Genomic DNA, 18,762 nt, shown 5'->3' with positions numbered 1-18,762 from the left:
TATATTTGATAGTTATTATAAAGTTAAATTGTATAAGAATAGTTTAAATGAAATAAAAACCTGAATAAACAGGTTTTTATTTGTTTTTTAAGACCTGATCATAATATTTTTGATCATAGTTTTTTAGTTTGTTTACTCTGATAATTGAGCCAAGAATTTTTAGATACTTTTCTCTAATTGCTGAATAGTTTATCATTGTTTGTGATAAAGCGAGACCTTGTAGCTCCATAGAACGTTTACGCTGTGTTTCTCTTTTATTTCTAAAAGAAGAATACGCACGCGTACGGTTAAGGTTTTGCATATAAGCTTTTATAGATGTTTGAAGATCAGGGAAAATACGTATAAGGTGTTTTGAACCCTTATTTCTGCGTAAAGGAACAATTCCCACTTTTCCGTAAGTCCAATGTCCAAAAATATTATTTGCCACTTTAACAAAACGACTTTTTCCCCAGCCACTTTCAGTAGCAGCTTGCGCTAAAGCCATAGAAGGAGGAATGATGTCAATTTTCTTTAAGAGTTTTTTATAATCAAACATATCTTTAACCGAATATGTTTTCGCAAGTTTTTCTAATTTAAGATAATCTTTTGAATTTTTTTCCAAGTTCTTATTTGTTTTTAAAGACAGGATAAAAGCTCTGTCTTTTAAAATTAGATTATTTTCTTCTTCAATTAAGGGATACAAAAAATTAAAAAAATATGTTTTCATTTGTTTTGTATCTTTAAGTGAATAATACTCTTTTGGAAAGCCAAGTGCATTAAGTATTAGCAGTGAGCTAAAAGCAAGTACTAGTAAAATTTTTTTCATTATATTGTTGTTGTAAAAACTTGTTGGACACTACCTTTAAAATACACCTCATTGTTTTCTAATCTTAGCGTTAATTCTTCATTACTTTTTGGGTAAACAAAGGTTTTTTTATCCACTAATCCTAATTTATAGGCTCTTAAAAAACATGCTGCCATTCCTGTTCCACAAGCTAGGGTTTCCCCTTCAACACCCCTTTCATAGGTTCTTACATTTATTTTTTTTGAATTTATACACGCAAAATTAACATTTGCATTGTATTTGTATCTCATTTTTGCACATAAATCATGATCGTATTCATTTAAATCATTTACTATACATACTAAATGTGGTACTCCTGTATCTATTAAATACCAGGTTTTTCCATCTTCTTGGAATTCTTCTTTTATTATTACAGCTTTGGTTAATTGTGTTTCAACTACATCTTTTTTTACTTCACAAAATATGGTTCCAGCAGATGTTAAAAAACTCATTTTCTCATTTGCTAAATTATTTGATAAAGCATAGTGGGCACAAGCTCTTGTTCCATTCCCACACATTGACGCTTCTGAGCCATCAGAATTGTAAAACAACCATTGAAAATCTAAGCTTTCATGAGGCAGAAGAACAATCAGTCCATCTGCCCCAATGCCTTGCGTTCTTGAACATAAAGATTTAGCAAGTTCACTGTAATCTTTTTTGATAAAAGTGTGAAATATGACAAAATCATTGCCACTTGCTGAATATTTTGTATAGGTCATAAAATTTCCTTAATAAATTGTTCTACTTCATCTTTTAGCTCTTTCAAACCAGAAGAATTATCTATTATATAGTCTGCTTTGTTTTTTTTCTCTTCAATATCCATTTGATTGGATATTTTAAGAAGGGCCTCTTTAGCATCGATATTATCTCTGCTCATTAAACGCTTTTTTTGTGTATCTTTAGGGGCATATACGAGTAAACATTTTGAAATAGGGTAGTGCATCTTTTCGTAAAACAGGGGTATATCAATAAAATATACTTTTTCCATTTTTTCTAAAATACTGGCTTCTTTTTCAATTTCTTTTTGAATTAAAGGATGAATAAAAGCTTCTAGTTTCAATTTGTTTTTTTCATTAGAAAAAATAATACTTCCCAGTTTTTTACGAAGTACTCTTTTGTCTTTTACATATTCTTGCCCAAACATAGAGGCTATGCTCAGGTGATGTAAATCTAAAAGCTTATGCGCAATAAGATCGGCATCAATGATTAAAAAATCATCTTTTTTTAGTAAATTACATACAGTAGATTTGCCTGTAGCTATTCCACCTGTTAATGCAATAGCCCTCTTAAATGTATCTTTGTTCATAGTGGCTATTGTACAGTAAAAAGTATAATAAAATCAATTATTTTAAACAAAAAATAAATTACCTATATAAAGAGTAAAAGCTTATTATTTAGTATAATAGTTAGCTTAAGTTAATATCTAACATGTTTTTAAATCTTTTTTGCTATAATAGCAAAAAAATTGATGTATAGGTAAATCTAATTTACCCTTGATTTTACAAGACATATGAAGGACGAACGTGGCAAAAGTTAGTTATAAAGATGCAGGTGTAGATATAGATGCAGGAAATCAATTTGTTGAAAATATTAAACCTTATGTAAAAGCAACAAAAATTCCAGGTGTATTAGGTGGAATTGGGTCATTTGCTGGTGCATTTGAATTACCTAGTGGTTACAAAAAACCAGTTTTATTATCTGGAACAGATGGTGTTGGTACTAAATTAAAATTAGCAATAGATGCTAAAATATTTGATACTGTTGGAATAGATTTAGTTGCAATGTGTACGAATGATTTATTATGTAACTTTGGAGAGCCTTTATTTTTCTTAGATTATTATGCAACTGCTAAACTAAATGTAGATGAAGCTTCTGCTGTAATCAAAGGTATTGCTGAAGGTTGTATCAGAAGTGAATGTGCACTAGTTGGTGGTGAAACAGCTGAAATGCCAGGAATGTACAAAGAAGGCGATTTTGATTTGGCTGGTTTTTGTGTTGGAATTGCAGAAAAAGACGAATTAAACAGAATTGAGCGAATTAATGCAGGAGATGTTTTATTAGCACTTCCTTCTTCAGGAATTCATTCAAATGGTTTTTCATTGGTACGAAAAGTATTATTTGAAACACTAGGGCTGACTCTTGATGATGATTTTGAAGGAAAACCTTTAAAAGAAGTATTATTAGAACCAACCAGAATTTATGTAAAAGAATTTAAAGAAAACAAAGAAAATATTTCTGCTTTAGCTCATATCACAGGTGGAGGTATTACTGAAAACTTACCACGTGTTTTACCTGAACATTTAAAAGCGGTGGTAAAAAGAGATTCTATAAAAGTTTTACCAATTTTTGATTTTATTGGTGAGCATGTAGAACTTGACGAAATGTATAGAACCTTTAATATGGGTGTAGGAATGGTAGTTGTTGCAGATCCTTCTAAAGTAGATGCAATCTTAGCAAGTACTGATGCTTATGTTATTGGAAGTATTGAAGAAGGAAAAAAAGGCGTAGAGTTTATCTAGGCAATTTTTTTCTTTAGAAAAGGAGTAACCACTTGGTTACTCCTTTTTTTATGACAAATTAACTTTTAGGCATTTCTATAAACAAAAAATGAGATTGTTCTAAAGCTTCTATTTTTAAAGAATTTTCTTCTGTAATTTCCATAGCATCCCCGTTATTTAGCTTAATACCATTGATATTAGAAGAACCCTCAATTTGTACAAAATAAATTTGTCGTTTGTCTTTGATTTTATATTCTAATACTTTGTTTGAATCCAGCTCACTTACATACATATTTACATCTTGATGTATTTTTATTTTTGCATCTCCTTCTTTGGAAGAAACAATATTTAACAAGGTATTTTTTCTTTGTTCTTTTTTATAATTTTCTTGTCCATATAATCTTGGTAGCGAATCTTTAGGAGGGACTATCCATATTTGCAAGAGTCTTAAGGTATCACTTTCATGTTTATTATATTCACTGTGATATATTCCATCTCCTGCTGAGAGATATTGAACTTGTCCTCTTTTTACTACTTCTTCATTTCCCATAGAATCTTTATGAGAAATTTCTCCTTTTACTACATAAGAGATAATCTCCATATTTTGATGAGGATGGGTATCAAAACCGCTTTTTGCTTGTATTAAATCATCATTTAATACTCTAAGTACTCCAAATTTGATATTGTCATAATTTCTATATTCTGCAAATGAAAAATGAAATCTACTTTGTAACCATCCAAGGTTAGAAGTACCCATATTTTCTTTCGGTAATTTTTTTAACATAAATGTCCTTTCTTTTTTATTTTAATTGGTAAATAAGAGTGTTTGCATGGATAAATTTCCATGCATAAAACTTTTATTTAAAATTTCGCAATCTTTTGAAATTGCTGCACCTAAGGGAAAAAATAATGGCATGAAATGCTCCTGACTCGGATGATTCTCTCTAAGTTTAGGTGCTTTTTCTTTAAAATCTAAGAGTTCATGTATATTTTTTTCTTTTATTGTTTTTGAAATATATTCATCAAATATTTCTGCATACTCTTTAACGTTGGCATTTATATCGCTTGAGGTATCATAAAGATTATGAGTAATACTGCCACTACCTATAATTAAACATTCCTCACGTAATTCTTGCAAAGCCTCACCTAAAATAAAAAGTTCTTTACTTGAATAGTTGTTGGGTAAAGAAATTTGAATAATAGGTATATCTGCTTTTGGATACATCAAAGATAAAGGTACCCATACCCCATGATCATAACCTTCTTTATTTGGCTCTTCTTTTATATCAATATTCTTAGTTTTTAATAACTTTTTTATACTTTTTATTTGATTGATATCATTTTTTGCTTTATACTTTTTTTCATGAAGTTCTTTTGGGAAACCATAAAAATCATAAATGATTTTAGGAAATTCCTTGCTTAAAATTAGTAGCTCTTGACTTTCCCAATGCGCTGATACGATGATTATATATTTAGGTTTTTCAAACTTTTTACTTAAATCTTTGAAAAAACTACTAAATTTATTGTCCATAATACCAAGAGCAGGGCTTCCATGTGAAATAAATAAACTTGGTAACATTTTTTCTCCTTATATCTTTGTATAGTTTTCGCTTAGGTGAATAAATTGCTCCAAAATTCTTTTCAAACTTCCATCTTCTATTGGTTTTTGATACGTAGCAATAATTTCTCTTGGCATGACTAAAGCACCTAAACGGGTAAACTGATTTCTCATAGCAGCACTTACATCAGTACCTCCACCACCTGCATGAACAGCTAATTGAATAGCTTTTAAGGTAAATACTTTTCTGAAATCTTCATCTGCTCTTGAAACCCAAGCAATAAAATTGACAAGTACAGGAGGAAGTGAGAAGTTGTACTCAGGACTAACAAATATATATGCTTTAGCTTCTTGCATTGTTGAAATTAACTCAAGAATACCTTTAGGAATTCCATCTTTTTCTTCTTTTAAAGAATCATACATAGGAAGGTTTAATTCAACTAAATTCACAATTTCACTTGTTTTACCTTCTTTTTTTAGTTGTTCTTCAACTTTTTTTGCTAATTTCATATTCTCATTTAAACTTGCTACAAATATAATATACATTTTTTAATCCTTTATTTTATTATTAAATCAAACTCTAAGAAGTAAATAGTTTGACCTAAACTATTTACTTTTTTTTATCTAAATATTTGAAAAAGAGAGTAAGACTTTTTTACTTGACTCTAATTCGAAGGCTTTTTGGTAGGTAGTATGGATTTCATCTGTATAAACCATAGAACCTAACTTTGTAAATTGTGCTCTCATAGTGTCTAGAACATCTTGACCTCCACCTCCACTATGGGTAGATAAAAGAACATTTTTATCAGAAAATACTTTCCTGAAGTCTTTATTAACAACCGTAATCCAATCAATTGCATTTTTTAATACAGCTGGCACTCCAAAGTTATATTCTGCTGTTACTAAAATAAAAGAATGGGACTTATCCATTGTTTCATACAAGTTTTGCACGGCTTTTGGAATTCCATCTTTTTCTTGTAAAGCACTATTATGTAAAGGAAGATTTAAATCCACCAAATCTATAAGTTGGTTTTCTTTTCCTTCTTTTTGCAATAAATCTTGCAATACTTTTGCTAACTTCATGTTTTCATTTTGAGTCGATACTAAAATGGTATACATCTTCATCCTTTATTTTGTAATTATTTTGTCAATATACCTTCAAGTTCAATAGTTAACTTGATTTTATCAGCAACAATGGCACCGCCTGCTTCTAATAGATTGTTCCATTTTAATCCAAAAGCTTTTCTAGAAATAGAACCGTTTAATTCAAGACCAATTCTTGTATTTCCCCATGGATCTTTAATCATTCCACTTTTTTCAAAATCAAAAACTACTTTTTTAGTGATGCCATGAATTGTGATTTCCCCATGCGCTTCATCGTCTATAATTTTAGATATTGTATACGTAATATTAGGAAACTGTGCTGCATCAAAAAAATCAGCTGATTTTAAATGTCCATCTCTTTTTACATTGTCTGTATTTATTGAACTTACGTCAACCTTACCGCTTAATGAAGTAACTTTTTTTGTACTATCATCATATTCGAAACTTCCAGAAAAAGTATCAAATTCACCTGTTACATTTGAAATCATCATATGTTTAACTTTAAATGATACATTTGAATGCACGGGATCAACATTGTATGTTCCTGCAAATAATGAGCTTGCTAATAAGATTGACGTAAGACCTAATTTGATTTTTAAATTCATAATATTTCCTTTTTGTTACTAGTACTAACTAGTAGTATTTAAATAAAAAAAGTTTATTTTTTGTAAACTTTTTTCAACAATATTCGTAATGTTTCTAATTCTTCATCATCAAGTACATCCATGTACGAAGTGATATTTTTCGCGTGCTGTGGGAATAAAGAAGCTATGATTTTTCTTCCTTCTTCACTAATAGATAAAATACTTGCGCGTTTATCTTTTGGATCACAAAGTGAGTGGATTAAACCATCTCGTTTTAGATTTCTAACAACTACTGTTATATTACCAGGAGTGCTTGTTGTAAGCTTTGTAATAGAAGTAATGTTTAAATCTCCTCTGTGATAAAGTACTTCAAGTACTTTAAACTGATTAAAAGTTAGGCTGTATTCACTAAAGTATTTTAGTTCAGTTGTAAAAAACTTATTAAAGGTTTTGCTAATTTGAACCCATGTTTTCATAGCTTTATCACTTCGTTTCCCATAACTTATTAAACTTTCATTACTCATAATGTTACTCCTTGGTGACAGTATACTACTAGTTAGTACTAAATGTCAAGAGTCAAAGGTAAATATAGTACTAATTAGTACTATTAATGTGAACAAAGAACGTGATACTAAGGTTTTTAAATTTGAAAATTCTTTTTTTGCATCAATTTAATAATAAATAAATAGCTCTTAATTCCTTTAATGGAAGGCTTAGTAAGTTTTAGATACACTATCACGATTTACTATGCCCAAATGTTAAGGAAAAAATATGTTATTAACGCCAGGACCAACTCCTGTACCAGAATTTGTGAGAACAGCAATGAGTGATATTACCATTCATCACAGAACCCCTGAATTTGAAAAAATATTTGAAGAAACACGTTCTTTATTATTAGAAATTCTTGATATGCCTGAAGCTGTGATGTTAGCATCAAGTGGAACAGGTGCTATGGAAGCTTGTGTAACAAATTTAACGCATAAAAAAGCCTTAAGCATTAACTCTGGGAAATTTGGTGAGAGATTTGGAAAAATCTGTCAAGCTTTTGATATTCCTTTTAGAGAAATTAAAAATGAATGGAATACTCCTGTTAGCGTAGAAGTGGTAATGGATATTATTAAAAATGATTCAGATATTGATGCTATTTTTATTCAAGTATGTGAAAGTGCTGGAGGTTTAAGACATCCAGTTGAAGAGCTAGCATTTGCAGTAAAAGCTTTTAATCCTAGTATTACAATTGTTGCAGATGGAATTACCGCAGTTGGTGTTGAAAAAGTAGATACTACAAATATTGATGCTTTAATTACGGGAAGCCAAAAAGCGTTAATGCTTCCTCCTGGTCTTTCAATGATTGGATTCTCAGAAGCAGCTGTTACTAAGATTAATAAAAAACCAGCAGGTTATTATTTAAATCTAGCAAGTGAAATTAAGAAACAAAAAACAAATACTACGGCATATACTGCTGCTACTACTTTGATTATTGGCTTAAGAGAAATTTTAAGTTTTATTAAAAACAATGGTGGTTTTGATGCATTGTATGAAAAAACAGCACTAAGAGCTAAAGCTACACGTAATGCTTTAGAATCAATAGGCTGTGAAATATATCCAAGCACACCAGCAAATGCTATGACTACCATTAAAACAGATAAATCTAATGAAATTAGAAAAATCTTAAAGAATAAATACAATGTAAATATTGCAGGGGGACAAGACCACCTAAAAGGTAATATTTACAGAATTAATCACATGGGATTAGTAGAAGATTTTGAAGCTTCTTGGGTTGTAAATGCCTTAGAGTTGGCAATGGATGAATTAAATATAAGAACATTTGATGGAACTGCTTCTAAAGTATTTTTATCAAATATGTTTAAAGGTTAAGAATGATTTTAGAACATGAAATTCCAGAGGGGTCTCGTTTATATTTTGGTAAAACAGCCAAATTAAAAAGAGAAATAGAAAATAAACTTGCGTCTTTTTTAGATAAAGCAGGTTTTGAAGAAATAGTAACACCTAATTTTTCTTATTCTCAACATCAAAGTATTGAGGATAACAAAAAACTTATTACTTTTTCAGATACAAAGAATCAAAACTTAGCATTAAGAGCCGATTCTACACTTGATGTGGTGAGAATTATTACAAAAAGACTGGGACGAACAACGTCTCATAAAAAATGGTTTTACGTACAACCTGTATTTTCTTATTCTTCAAATGAAGATTATCAAATAGGGTGTGAGTGGATTAATCACGATAACATTACTGATATTTTAAATTTAACATCTTCTTTATTGAATGAGTTAAAGGTAAATCCAGTATTACAATTATCAAATATTAATATTCCAAGATTAGTTGCGAAAGAATTAAATATTGATATTGCTTTATTTAAAAAAGGTGAAATCGCACAATTAATGAATCTTAATTGTGAATGGTTAAATACACTTATTAAAGTGAGTACCACGGAAGATTTAAGTGCTGTACTTTCAATCGTACCTGATTCTATTAAGATTGAATTGGAAAAATTATTAAGTACAGCAGAAACAGTTGATTATAATAATCTTGTAATAGCACCTTTATATCATGGTTCATTAAAATACTATGATTGTGTTTATTACAGAGTTATTCAAGACAATTTAACAATATGTAAGGGTGGAAGATACAGTTCTGATGGTATCAGTTCTTTAGGTTTCGCATTTTACACAGACAGTTTAATAAAATTATTAGAGGATTAGGCATGATGAAAGCAGATTTAATTGTAGGAATACAATGGGGCGATGAAGGTAAAGGTAAGATGGTTGACATGCTTGCTCAAAAATATGACATGGTATGTAGAAGTCAAGGTGGACACAATGCTGGTCATACAATCTGGGTTGATGGAGTAAGACACGCACTTCATTTAATTCCTTCTGGTGTTTTAAATCCAAAAGCTATAAATGTAATTGGAAATGGGGTTGTTTTATGTCCTGAAGCTATTATTGAAGAAATGAAACAATTCTCTGATTTAGAAGGAAGATTATTTATCTCAGATAAAGCGCATTTAAACTTACCTTATCATGCTTTAATTGATCAAGCTAAAGAGAGATTAAAAGGTGACAAAGCTATTGGAACTACTGGAAAAGGAATTGGACCTGCTTATGCTGAAAAAATTTCGCGATCAGGGTTTAGAGTAGGTGAGTTATTAAATCCAAACAAATTAGCTAAAGCAATTGTTGAATACTTTGAACAAAACAAAGCTATTTTTGATGTACTTGAAATTTCAACACCTAATGAAGCAGAGTTACAAGTATTATTACTTTCATATAAAGATGTTTTAGCACCCTTTATTGCAAATACGACTAACATTGTATGGAAAGCACTTGATGAAAATAAAAAGATTTTATTAGAAGGAGCTCAAGGTACGCTATTAGATATTGATCATGGAACATATCCTTATGTTACTTCTTCATCTTGTGTAAGTGCTGGTGCTTGTACTGGTTTAGGTCTTGCTCCTAGAGATATTGGAATTGTTACTGGTATTGTGAAAGCATATACTACAAGAGTAGGAAATGGACCTTTCCCTTCTGAAGATTTCACACAAGATGGTGAAACAATGGCAGATGTTGGAAAAGAAGTAGGAACTACAACGGGACGTGGTAGAAGATGTGGATGGTTTGATGCAATTGCTGTGAAACATGCTGCAAGACTTAATGGTTGTGACCAATTATCATTAATGAAACTTGATGTTTTAGATGGTTTTAAAACAATCAAAATTTGTATTGCTTATGACCTTGATGGAGAAAGAATTGATTACATGCCAAGTGACCTAGAAAACGTTAAACCTATCTATGAAGAAATCGCTGGATGGGATAAAGTTGAAGGGGTAAGACAGTATGATGACTTACCGAAAAATGCTAAATTATATATCAAAAGAATTGAAGAATTAACAAATGTAAGAGTTGGATTAATTTCAACATCACCTGAGAGAGACGATACAATAATAAGAGGATAAATTATGAGAATGAAATTTCACCATACACCCTATGTAGCAAGAAGAATCTCAAGAGATTTAGCAACATGCGAATTTGTAGAAGTTAGAAAAACGAAAGATGAAATCACAGCAGAAATTGAGCGAATCTTAGTAGAAGATTTAGACAATGAACATGCTTTAGATGAAAAAGTAAATGATATATTAGACGAACAAGAAGAAAATATTGAATTTTACAATGCAGACTACAGACAACTTTTTTGGATGACTAAAAAAAGAATGGCAAATGATCATGGTGTAATTTTAAACAATGAAGACAGATTTTCTGATATTTCACATAAAATCTTAGATTTTTTATGGGAAGAAGATTATATTCATTATATTGTAACAGATAATAAAATTAAAAATGTAATTTTTGAATCTATTGATGTGTTTCTAAAAGGTTTTGAAGAAGCAGACGATGAAGTTCATGTGAAAATAAAATCGTACAAAAGAAGACTGATTCCAGGAACAGAGGATTATGATTTAGTATTTGCTAGATTATATGAAGAAGAGTTAATTAAAAGAGGGTTATTATAGAATGAAAAAAGTTTGGATATATTTAGAAAATGGGACATTTCTTGAAGCAAATTCCTTTGGTGCGCAAGGAACTAGCGTTGGTGAAATTGTTTTTAATACTTCTTTAACTGGTTACCAAGAAATCATTACTGATCCTTCGTATGCAGGACAGTTTGTGACATTTACCATGCCAGAAATTGGAAATGTAGGTGTAAATGCTCAAGATATGGAAAGTTCTAAAGCACACTGTAAAGGTGTTCTTGTACGAAACTACCACCATGAATATTCAAACTTTAGAGCCACTTCTGATTTAGATTCTCTCCTAAAAGAAAACAATGTTTTAGGAATTTGTGATATTGATACACGTTATTTAACAAAAATTCTAAGAAAAGAAGGAGCAATGATGATGATTGCTTCTACTGAAATTGATAATATAGATGAATTAAAATTACTTTTAGATTCAAGTCCAAGAATTGAAGATATTAATTATATTAAAGAAGTATCTGTAAAAGAAGCTTATGTTCATAAATTTGGAGCATGGGATCACTCAAAATTTGATTACAATAAAGCAGTTATGAGTGATAAAAAAATTGTAGTTGTTGATTTTGGTGTTAAAAGAAATATTTTAAATGAACTGGTAGAAACAGGTTTAGAAGTAGAAGTAGTTCCTTCGACATTTAAAGCAGCAGATTTGATTTCACGTTTTAACAACAAAGAAATCGGTGGAGTATTTTTATCAAATGGACCAGGTGATCCTTTATCCCTTACCGAAGAGTTAGCAGAAGTAAAAGAACTAATCAAAAGTGAAATTCCTATCTTTGCTATTTGTTTAGGGCATCAAATGTTATCAATAGCTCATGGCTATGATACATACAAGCTAAAATTTGGACAACATGGTGGTAACCATCCAGTTGGAAATGATAAAGGTACAGTAGAGATTACAGCGCAAAATCATAATTATAATGTTCCTGATTCTATAATTAATATTGCTGAAATTACTCATAAAAACTTGTTTGATAATACTATTGAAGGTGTATCTTATAATGATAAGAATATTTTCTCAGTACAGCATCATCCAGAAGCAAGTCCAGGGCCACACGAGTCCAAATATATCTTCCAAGAATTCGCAAATATTGTAAAATAATTCATTTTATTTTCGCAATCTCTGCGTTGAAGAAAATAATTCCTGCGTCATGTGCTTAATGCACACTCCTTAGGAATTTTTTTCTTCGCCTTGACCTTACAAAAAACAATAAATTCTTTTACAATATTTCAAGAAACCATTATAAAGTAGAAAAATGTCTAAAATGACCAGATCTAATCGAATATTATTTGAAGTTATGAAACAACACAATTTAAGTATGTTCCCGAAACAAGCGAAAAAGAAAGTGTTTAGTATAGTAATAGATAGAATTAAAAGAATTTTTCGAGGTGTTTAATATCGTGTAATAAAATAAGAGTTATTCTTTCTTTGAAAAATAGACCCTCATTATATAAATTGATATGTTTTTTAAAATATGAAAGATAAGCTTATTTAAGTATTTCTAACTCATCTGTATATTTATGTTCACAATATGGCTCATATGAAGCTTTGTAAACTGCGTAGTGAGAAGTTCTTTTATGACCATCAAGCGCTTTTTCATCTCTCCATGACTCTACTGCTGAGAATTTTTTTCTGTTATTTTCATATTGAAAAATATCATAAAAGATACAACCGTCTTCTTTTTTAGAAGGTGCTACCATAGCAATCAAGAGTTCTTTCATTTTATCTTCACAGCCGTCTTTTGCTATAAAGGTTACTTTTTTTGTAATTGTCATGATTTTTCCTAGTATATGAATTTAAGAATAAGTTGGTAAGTTCCTGCAGCTGCTAGTCCTGCTGCAACACCTGCTAAAAGATCATCTCCCATAACACCCCAACCACCTTTTACTTTTTGATCTATTTTACCAATTAAAGAAGGTTTCCAAATATCAAAGAGTCTGAAATATACAAAAGCCAAAGCGCCCATAATATAAAAGTTTTCATCAGTAATACCACAAATTGAAAGTGCTAACCACATACCAGCCAGTTCATCTATTACGATTTCTTTACTGTCATGCTCGCCTATTTCTTTTTCATAAATATCAATTTGTTTTATTGCTATTGCTGTAATCAATATTGATAACATAAATAAGGTTGAATCAGGAACAATTTTTAGAAGCAACATCCCTAGAATAAGTGCTACTATACTTCCTGCAGTTCCTGGAGCTTTTGGAGTTAGACCTGAGTAAAAAAGGGTTAAAAAGAGTTTTCTCATTGTTTTGCCTGTTTCTTTTTTTCAATACCAAGTTTTTTTCTTTTTTCCCAAAGAGATTTTCTTGAAATTCCCAGTTTTTTGGATAATTCAGTATCGGGGTAATTCCCTTGAAAGGTTAAAACCATAAGTTTTACATATTCATTTATTGTCATAATATTATTGTTCATTAAAGAAATATTATTTTGCATACACGAGATTTTTGAGAAAGGAAAGTCTTCTTCTTTTTCAAGAGAACAAATAATAGCTTTTCTTCCATCTAAAAGGGCATTTAAATTGTCTTTAGAAGATTTTTTAAGTACTTGGTAGTCCGTAATGTATAAAAGCTCTTTAGTGGGTTTGGCTAAGTCTTTTTGCCAAGTTGGTGTATCTGATAAAGAAATAAATTTAATAGCTAAATCAAATTTTCGAGCAATTTCAAATACTACTTTGTCTGCCATTTTTGGAGAATTCGTAGATACTAGTAGAGGAAAAGTATGTGAAAGTTGAATATTAGAGATATTTACATCTTTAAAATTGAATTCTAAATAAGCTCTTAGCGTGCTAAGTTCTTTTTTAACACTTTGCCATTCTTTATAATGATAAATTTTACGTACAAGTTCATCCATAATAAAAGGTTTCATAATATAATCTTTGGCACCTTCTTTAATAGGATCAGTAACCGTTTCATCAGAAATATAAGATACCAGTAATAAAACAATAGCATGTTCTTTGTATTTTTTTATTATCTCTTTGCATTGAGAAGAAGGCAAAGACGTAGATAATAAAACAATATCGTAATCTTTTTCCATATTAATATTGGTTGATTCGATAAAGTCACATAAGTGACCATCATCCAATAATCGCGAAACAATTTTTTGTGCCAAATAAACTTCATTTTCTATTATTAAGATATTCATGTATTTTTCCAATCGTAGTATTTTAAATTAGCAGTACTTAATACTGTAAGGCCTTCTTTCCTGCCAACAAATCCCATCTTTTCAGAGGTTGTTGCTTTGATATTTATGAACTGTGGCTCAATATTTAATAATTTTGCCATTGAAAATTTGATATCTAATTTATGTGGATTAATTTTTGGTATTTCTGCCAGTATTGTTAAGTCTATATTGATTATCTCATATCCAACACTTGTTACAAAATCTAAAATAAAACTGAGTAATGACGCTGAGTTGGCATTTTTGTATTGTGGATCATTGTCGGGGAAAAACTCACCAATATCACCAGCGCCAATAGCACCTAAAAGTGCATCTATTACAGAATGAATTAAAACATCTCCATCTGAATGTGCTTTAAATCCATACGAACAAGGTAATTTAACTCCACCTAAATACATCTCTTTATTTTCTTCATAAGCGTGAATATCAATTCCTGAGCCTATAAAAGTATTTTTGCAAGGACCTTTCAAATAATCAAACTCATTTAAATCACTTAAAAAAGTTAGTTTTTTACTTGAATAAGAACCTTTTATATAAAAAACACTTTCATTAATATTTTTAATTGCAGAACTGTCATCAGTAAAATCTTGTGTATTCTTTAAGGCTTTTCTTAAAATACTTGTATTTGATAATTGTGGAGTTTGTATAAGTTTTACGTGTTTTCTATCAATTGTCTCTTCATTAAATATAACAGTATCACTTACATCTAGTATAGGAACAATGCAGGCTGCTTTATTTTTATTATTAAGTAAATCTAAAATGATAGCTTTTGGAACTCCTGCTCTTGCAACATCAGTAACCATTACATATTCTGAGTCAACTTCTTCTAAAGCATTTTTCATTGATTCTTGTCTTGTTTCTCCACCTTCAACAAAGCATATATTTGATGAGAAGTTTTTCATGTAATTTAGTTCATTTGGATGAGAAGTAACAATTACCTTTTTAAATTCACAATAAGAGGAGATACGTTTTGTAACATTTAACCACAAAGGCTCGTTATTTATACGCAACCATTGTTTTTTAATTCTGTGTTCAAACCTCGAAGAAGTACCAGCACACAGAACTATTAGTGTAACATCAGTCAAAAAAGCCCCTTGTGTAAAAAAGTTACATATTATAGGCTAAAGTTACTTATGTTTGAGTTAAGCTTCGTCTTCGATTTTGGTTTTGATACCTTCAATTGCAGATGATAAAGCAGCTACATCTAAACCATATTCTTTACATTTTTTTAATCCAAGTGCTACATTATCATCACTTAAAGGAGCGGTTAAATTGGATAATATTTTTACAATTTCAAGAATTTGTACTTTTTCTTTGAATCCTGTTGGTGCTTTATCGGGGTGCCCTACATAACCAATTGCGGTTACTAGATTAGGACTTAGTTTCCAATGTTTAAAAATATTAGCAGTAATCGTAGAACATGAATGTCCCACTAATGTTCGCTCTAATGTAGCTAAGTGTTTCCCTTGTGCAATACCTTCTTTAAATTCTTCTTCTTTTTCCAGTTCTATAATTAATTCAGCAATAATAAATTTTCCTGTTTCTTGTAAAAAAGCGGGTAATAAAAGTTCTTCTTTTAAATCAAAGTTTGAAGCTCCTAACCATTTATTAACAATAGTAGAGGATAAATTACAAGAATTTAAAAAAGCATCAATTCCTACACCATAAGGTTTTAAATCTGATTTAATTAAATCTTGAACCACAGTACCTAAAGCAACAGAGATAGTAAAATTAATACCAAGTAAATTAATAGCACGGCTAGGCGTTTCAACCGCAGATCTAAACCCAAACATTGCAGAGTTTGCAACTCTTAATAATGAAGTAATAATTAAAGGATCTTGCTCAATGATTTTTAATAAATCCAAAGGTTCTTTTTCTGGCAGAGATCTAAACTCTTCAATCTCAATTACACTTTTTGGTAAGGGAGGAAGGGAGTCAATTTTATCAATGATCATATCTTTCATAGTAATATTCCTTTTTCAATGTTAATTAAATATGGTTTTTCTTTTTTTATTGCTTGGCTTAGCGTTAATCTTGAATTATATAATAAACTTTCTTTGTTTGAAGAGGTTATAGCAATAGTAAAGTCTAAATCAATGTTTTTTTCATTATTCTCTACTTTTAAAGAAAACAACCTATTAAGTATTTCTGAGAAATCAATTAATTTTGGAAATAAAATACTCAGAGTAAAATCATCAATTTTATATATTGTGGAATCTTTTACTATTTCTTGTATTCTTTCTTTTAATACAGCCAAATACTTGTCTTTTGCTTTAAAACCATATTCTTTAATAACTAAAGGCAAAGAAGCTACATAAATATCAATCAATGCAGGTGTTTCGTATTCATAAGCACCAAGGTCATCAATGAGGTTTTGCTTGTTTTTTAGCTTATCTGTTTCACTTTGGTTAAAGTTTTTAGCTTCTAAGTTAGCAATGATATTATTGATATTAGTTAGAATAAATTGTTTATTATTTTTTAAAAGCTGGGAAAAAGCACTTTCATAAACAGCAGGAAAAATAAACTCAATAGAATATTTATGCAATAAAGGCAGTTCAAATGTTTTGTAGCCCTTATCTAGTATATCTGAGCTTTTATTGTTCAATCCTACAATCCTAACACTGGATAAACCATAAAATAATTCTTCAGAAATAAGTGAAGATAAATTTTTCTCAATGTCTTCTTTGGTGATACTATTATCAAAAATAACACTTTGTGTAATACTTGAAAGTTCACTTGCAATCATGGCTTTGTGTTTTACACTGTCAAATTGTATACACTTATCAATATAACTTTTCCCAAGGTTTAGTAAAATATCATCTGTAAGATGGGCATCTTCTAACTTAAGTTCTTTTGCATGAAAAGAAGCAAAATTCAACAATAAAATTCTATTTGCATAAACATATTCATTTTCAAGAATTTCATAACCGTTCATATTAATAAAAATAGTATAAATATCTTTTGCTTTGTTTATTGATGAAATATTAGTTTTTGCGGATAAATACGTTACTAAATCAATATATATCTTAGAGTATATTGATAATAGATGGGATGTCTTTTTTTGTTTTTCAATATAAGTGAATGTTCTATTAATAAGTTCATCAATATTTTCTTTACTTGGGCTATGAATAAAATAATTGATTATAATATCTATTGTTTTTAATTTGAAAAACTCATAATAATCGTTTTTTATTAAAGGTGATTCAATTAAAATCTCAGCAATATTTAAATATTTATAGTCTTCAATGTGATTTGAAAATAAAAGAATATCATGCACTATTTCCAGATTTTGGATAATGTACTTATTATCACTTTTTATAAAGTTATCTATTAAATCTTTATGGTTATTAATAACTTTTTCATGACTTTTTACATGGTACTTATAAATGAAGTTATCTAAGAGCTTATTTTTGAATGATTCTTCATCATCATGAAGTTCTTCTTTTAACAATAAAGAAAACTTTTTATTGTATAAACGTATACACCTTTTAAAATTGTCAGTTTCAAAATAATCAATATCATCATAACGAGAATCTAACTTTTGCAATAAAACTAAAAGTAAAAAAGAGGCATTACTTTTAAATATAATAAACTCTTCTTTTTCATCTCTTTCGTCAAAATCACATTCTTTAGAGATAGTATACCCATCAACTTGTTTTTCCAAATTTAAATAATATTCATCAATAATGTATTCTATGCTTTTATTTTTGGTTGAAATATAAGGTAAGTGAGCAAAATAATATAAAAGCATACCCAGAACATTATTAAGTGAAGAAAGGTTTTCTTTGCTTAAATTAACGGTGTATTTTAAAATATTAATGGACTCAGTTATAAGATTTAGAATAGGTTGAATGGTTTTTTTTCTGCTTAGGTCTGTTGAATTTATAATACAAAGTTTTTGAAGAACAAAAATGAGTTGTTTATAACATAAGAAGGTTCCTAAGAAAGACGCTTTATTTTCTATCTCTTCACTTAAAATACTTTCGTAGTCTCTAAATAAAGTTCCTAAGTTATCAAAATTATAGGTATCATAACTTGTAAAAATATTATAATTTTTACCCATAGACAATAAATTGATTATCAAAGTAACTTCTCTAAAAAAGGTGATACCTTCATTTGACATAAGTGCGTCTGTTTTTTTCTTTACATATGAATGCAGAATGTCTTTAAACTTTCCATTGTATTTTAAAACATCTTGAATTTCTTTTGGGATGTCTTCATTAAAATAAAATAATTTATTAATATAAGATATTAAAAGTAAATAATTATTATCATCAGACTCAAGAAGTTTATCCTTGCTTTTGTTAATATTGAAAATTTTAAGAATTTCGAAAACTTCGTTATTATCAAAATTATTTGCATATTGGTCACTGGATAAAAATGTGTAAGTAGAGTTATTAAATGCTTTTTCATCAATTGTCATGTGAATCATCCATTCGTTTTTATACTA

21 protein-coding genes are annotated in these 18,762 nt (G+C 29.4%); 6 read left to right on the top strand and 15 right to left on the bottom strand.

Annotated features, from left to right (window positions below; all coding sequences use genetic code 11):
* Window positions 1-76 precede the first annotated feature (76 nt).
* From HRT41_11105 to HRT41_11095, 3 genes are read right to left on the bottom strand one after another with little or no spacing between them, the layout of a single operon-like run.
* Entirely contained in the window at window positions 77-805 is a 729-nt protein-coding gene (locus tag HRT41_11105; protein ID NQY24577.1) for a glucosaminidase domain-containing protein, read from the bottom strand.
* The gene (locus tag HRT41_11100; GenBank protein ID NQY24576.1) at window positions 805-1,542 is read right to left on the bottom strand and encodes a diaminopimelate epimerase; all 738 of its coding nucleotides are present in this window, start codon (window positions 1,540-1,542) and stop codon (window positions 805-807) included. The genes HRT41_11105 and HRT41_11100 overlap by 1 nt, the downstream gene beginning before the upstream one ends.
* Window positions 1,539-2,129, bottom strand: coding sequence for a dephospho-CoA kinase (locus tag HRT41_11095; GenBank protein NQY24575.1), 591 nt, complete (start codon window positions 2,127-2,129; stop codon window positions 1,539-1,541). Before HRT41_11095 ends, HRT41_11100 begins: the two co-directional genes overlap by 4 nt.
* A gap of 217 nt (window positions 2,130-2,346) precedes the next feature.
* Here HRT41_11095 and HRT41_11090 point away from each other — a divergent pair, with 217 nt between their 5' ends.
* On the top strand, window positions 2,347-3,342 hold the full coding sequence (locus HRT41_11090) for a phosphoribosylformylglycinamidine cyclo-ligase (protein ID NQY24574.1): 996 nt from the start codon (window positions 2,347-2,349) through the stop codon (window positions 3,340-3,342).
* Window positions 3,343-3,400: 58 nt separating this feature from the next.
* On the opposite strand, the gene HRT41_11085 is transcribed toward HRT41_11090, so the two are convergent.
* The 6 genes from HRT41_11085 to HRT41_11060 form a co-directional block, all read right to left on the bottom strand.
* Entirely contained in the window at window positions 3,401-4,105 is a 705-nt protein-coding gene (locus tag HRT41_11085; GenBank protein ID NQY24573.1) for a pirin family protein, read from the bottom strand.
* Between the two features lie 21 nt (window positions 4,106-4,126).
* Window positions 4,127-4,900, bottom strand: coding sequence for a dioxygenase (locus HRT41_11080; protein NQY24572.1), 774 nt, complete (start codon window positions 4,898-4,900; stop codon window positions 4,127-4,129).
* Window positions 4,901-4,909: 9 nt separating this feature from the next.
* Window positions 4,910-5,425, bottom strand: coding sequence for an NAD(P)H-dependent oxidoreductase (locus tag HRT41_11075; protein ID NQY24571.1), 516 nt, complete (start codon window positions 5,423-5,425; stop codon window positions 4,910-4,912).
* Window positions 5,426-5,503: 78 nt separating this feature from the next.
* Window positions 5,504-5,998 carry an NAD(P)H-dependent oxidoreductase gene (locus tag HRT41_11070; GenBank protein ID NQY24570.1) on the bottom strand — a complete coding sequence of 165 codons (495 nt, stop codon included), beginning with the start codon at window positions 5,996-5,998 and terminating at the stop codon, window positions 5,504-5,506.
* A gap of 20 nt (window positions 5,999-6,018) precedes the next feature.
* On the bottom strand, window positions 6,019-6,588 hold the full coding sequence (locus tag HRT41_11065) for a polyisoprenoid-binding protein (protein ID NQY24569.1): 570 nt from the start codon (window positions 6,586-6,588) through the stop codon (window positions 6,019-6,021).
* A gap of 53 nt (window positions 6,589-6,641) precedes the next feature.
* Window positions 6,642-7,091, bottom strand: coding sequence for a MarR family transcriptional regulator (locus tag HRT41_11060; GenBank protein NQY24568.1), 450 nt, complete (start codon window positions 7,089-7,091; stop codon window positions 6,642-6,644).
* A gap of 247 nt (window positions 7,092-7,338) precedes the next feature.
* On the opposite strand from HRT41_11060, the gene HRT41_11055 reads away from it, so the two are divergent.
* Genes HRT41_11055 through carA form a run of 5 tightly spaced genes read left to right on the top strand, consistent with a single transcriptional unit; the run spans window position 7,339 to window position 12,227 of the window.
* Window positions 7,339-8,445 (top strand): alanine--glyoxylate aminotransferase family protein, encoded by a 1,107-nt coding sequence (locus HRT41_11055; GenBank protein NQY24567.1) that lies wholly within the window; start codon window positions 7,339-7,341, stop codon window positions 8,443-8,445.
* A gap of 2 nt (window positions 8,446-8,447) precedes the next feature.
* Window positions 8,448-9,293, top strand: a complete 846-nt coding sequence (locus tag HRT41_11050; protein ID NQY24566.1) for an ATP phosphoribosyltransferase regulatory subunit — start codon at window positions 8,448-8,450, stop codon at window positions 9,291-9,293.
* A gap of 2 nt (window positions 9,294-9,295) precedes the next feature.
* On the top strand, window positions 9,296-10,549 hold the full coding sequence (locus HRT41_11045) for an adenylosuccinate synthase (GenBank protein NQY24565.1): 1,254 nt from the start codon (window positions 9,296-9,298) through the stop codon (window positions 10,547-10,549).
* 3 nt (window positions 10,550-10,552) lie between these two features.
* The gene (locus HRT41_11040) at window positions 10,553-11,104 is read left to right on the top strand and encodes a DUF507 family protein (protein ID NQY24564.1); all 552 of its coding nucleotides are present in this window, start codon (window positions 10,553-10,555) and stop codon (window positions 11,102-11,104) included.
* A 1-nt stretch (window position 11,105) separates the two neighbouring features.
* A complete protein-coding gene (gene carA / locus HRT41_11035) occupies window positions 11,106-12,227 on the top strand; it encodes a glutamine-hydrolyzing carbamoyl-phosphate synthase small subunit (protein ID NQY24563.1) in 1,122 nt (373 codons plus the stop codon).
* Window positions 12,228-12,613: 386 nt separating this feature from the next.
* Here carA and HRT41_11030 read toward each other — a convergent pair whose 3' ends face one another.
* From HRT41_11030 to HRT41_11005, 6 genes are read right to left on the bottom strand one after another with little or no spacing between them, the layout of a single operon-like run.
* Window positions 12,614-12,901 carry an antibiotic biosynthesis monooxygenase gene (locus tag HRT41_11030; protein NQY24562.1) on the bottom strand — a complete coding sequence of 96 codons (288 nt, stop codon included), beginning with the start codon at window positions 12,899-12,901 and terminating at the stop codon, window positions 12,614-12,616.
* 8 nt (window positions 12,902-12,909) lie between these two features.
* The gene (locus HRT41_11025) at window positions 12,910-13,380 is read right to left on the bottom strand and encodes a phosphatidylglycerophosphatase A (GenBank protein ID NQY24561.1); all 471 of its coding nucleotides are present in this window, start codon (window positions 13,378-13,380) and stop codon (window positions 12,910-12,912) included.
* The gene (locus HRT41_11020) at window positions 13,377-14,276 is read right to left on the bottom strand and encodes a DNA-binding response regulator (protein ID NQY24560.1); all 900 of its coding nucleotides are present in this window, start codon (window positions 14,274-14,276) and stop codon (window positions 13,377-13,379) included. Before HRT41_11020 ends, HRT41_11025 begins: the two co-directional genes overlap by 4 nt.
* Entirely contained in the window at window positions 14,273-15,397 is a 1,125-nt protein-coding gene (locus HRT41_11015; protein ID NQY24559.1) for a bifunctional 2-C-methyl-D-erythritol 4-phosphate cytidylyltransferase/2-C-methyl-D-erythritol 2,4-cyclodiphosphate synthase, read from the bottom strand. Before HRT41_11015 ends, HRT41_11020 begins: the two co-directional genes overlap by 4 nt.
* A gap of 57 nt (window positions 15,398-15,454) precedes the next feature.
* On the bottom strand, window positions 15,455-16,276 hold the full coding sequence (locus tag HRT41_11010; GenBank protein ID NQY24558.1) for an HDOD domain-containing protein: 822 nt from the start codon (window positions 16,274-16,276) through the stop codon (window positions 15,455-15,457).
* Window positions 16,273-18,735, bottom strand: coding sequence for a hypothetical protein (locus HRT41_11005; protein NQY24557.1), 2,463 nt, complete (start codon window positions 18,733-18,735; stop codon window positions 16,273-16,275). Before HRT41_11005 ends, HRT41_11010 begins: the two co-directional genes overlap by 4 nt.
* Window positions 18,736-18,762: the final 27 nt, after the last annotated feature.

This window comes from Campylobacteraceae bacterium (genome assembly GCA_013215945.1).
GTDB lineage: Bacteria > Campylobacterota > Campylobacteria > Campylobacterales > Arcobacteraceae > NORP36.
The sequence above is the reverse complement of the archived record's forward strand: the minus strand, read 5'-3'. Positions and strand labels throughout refer to the sequence as shown.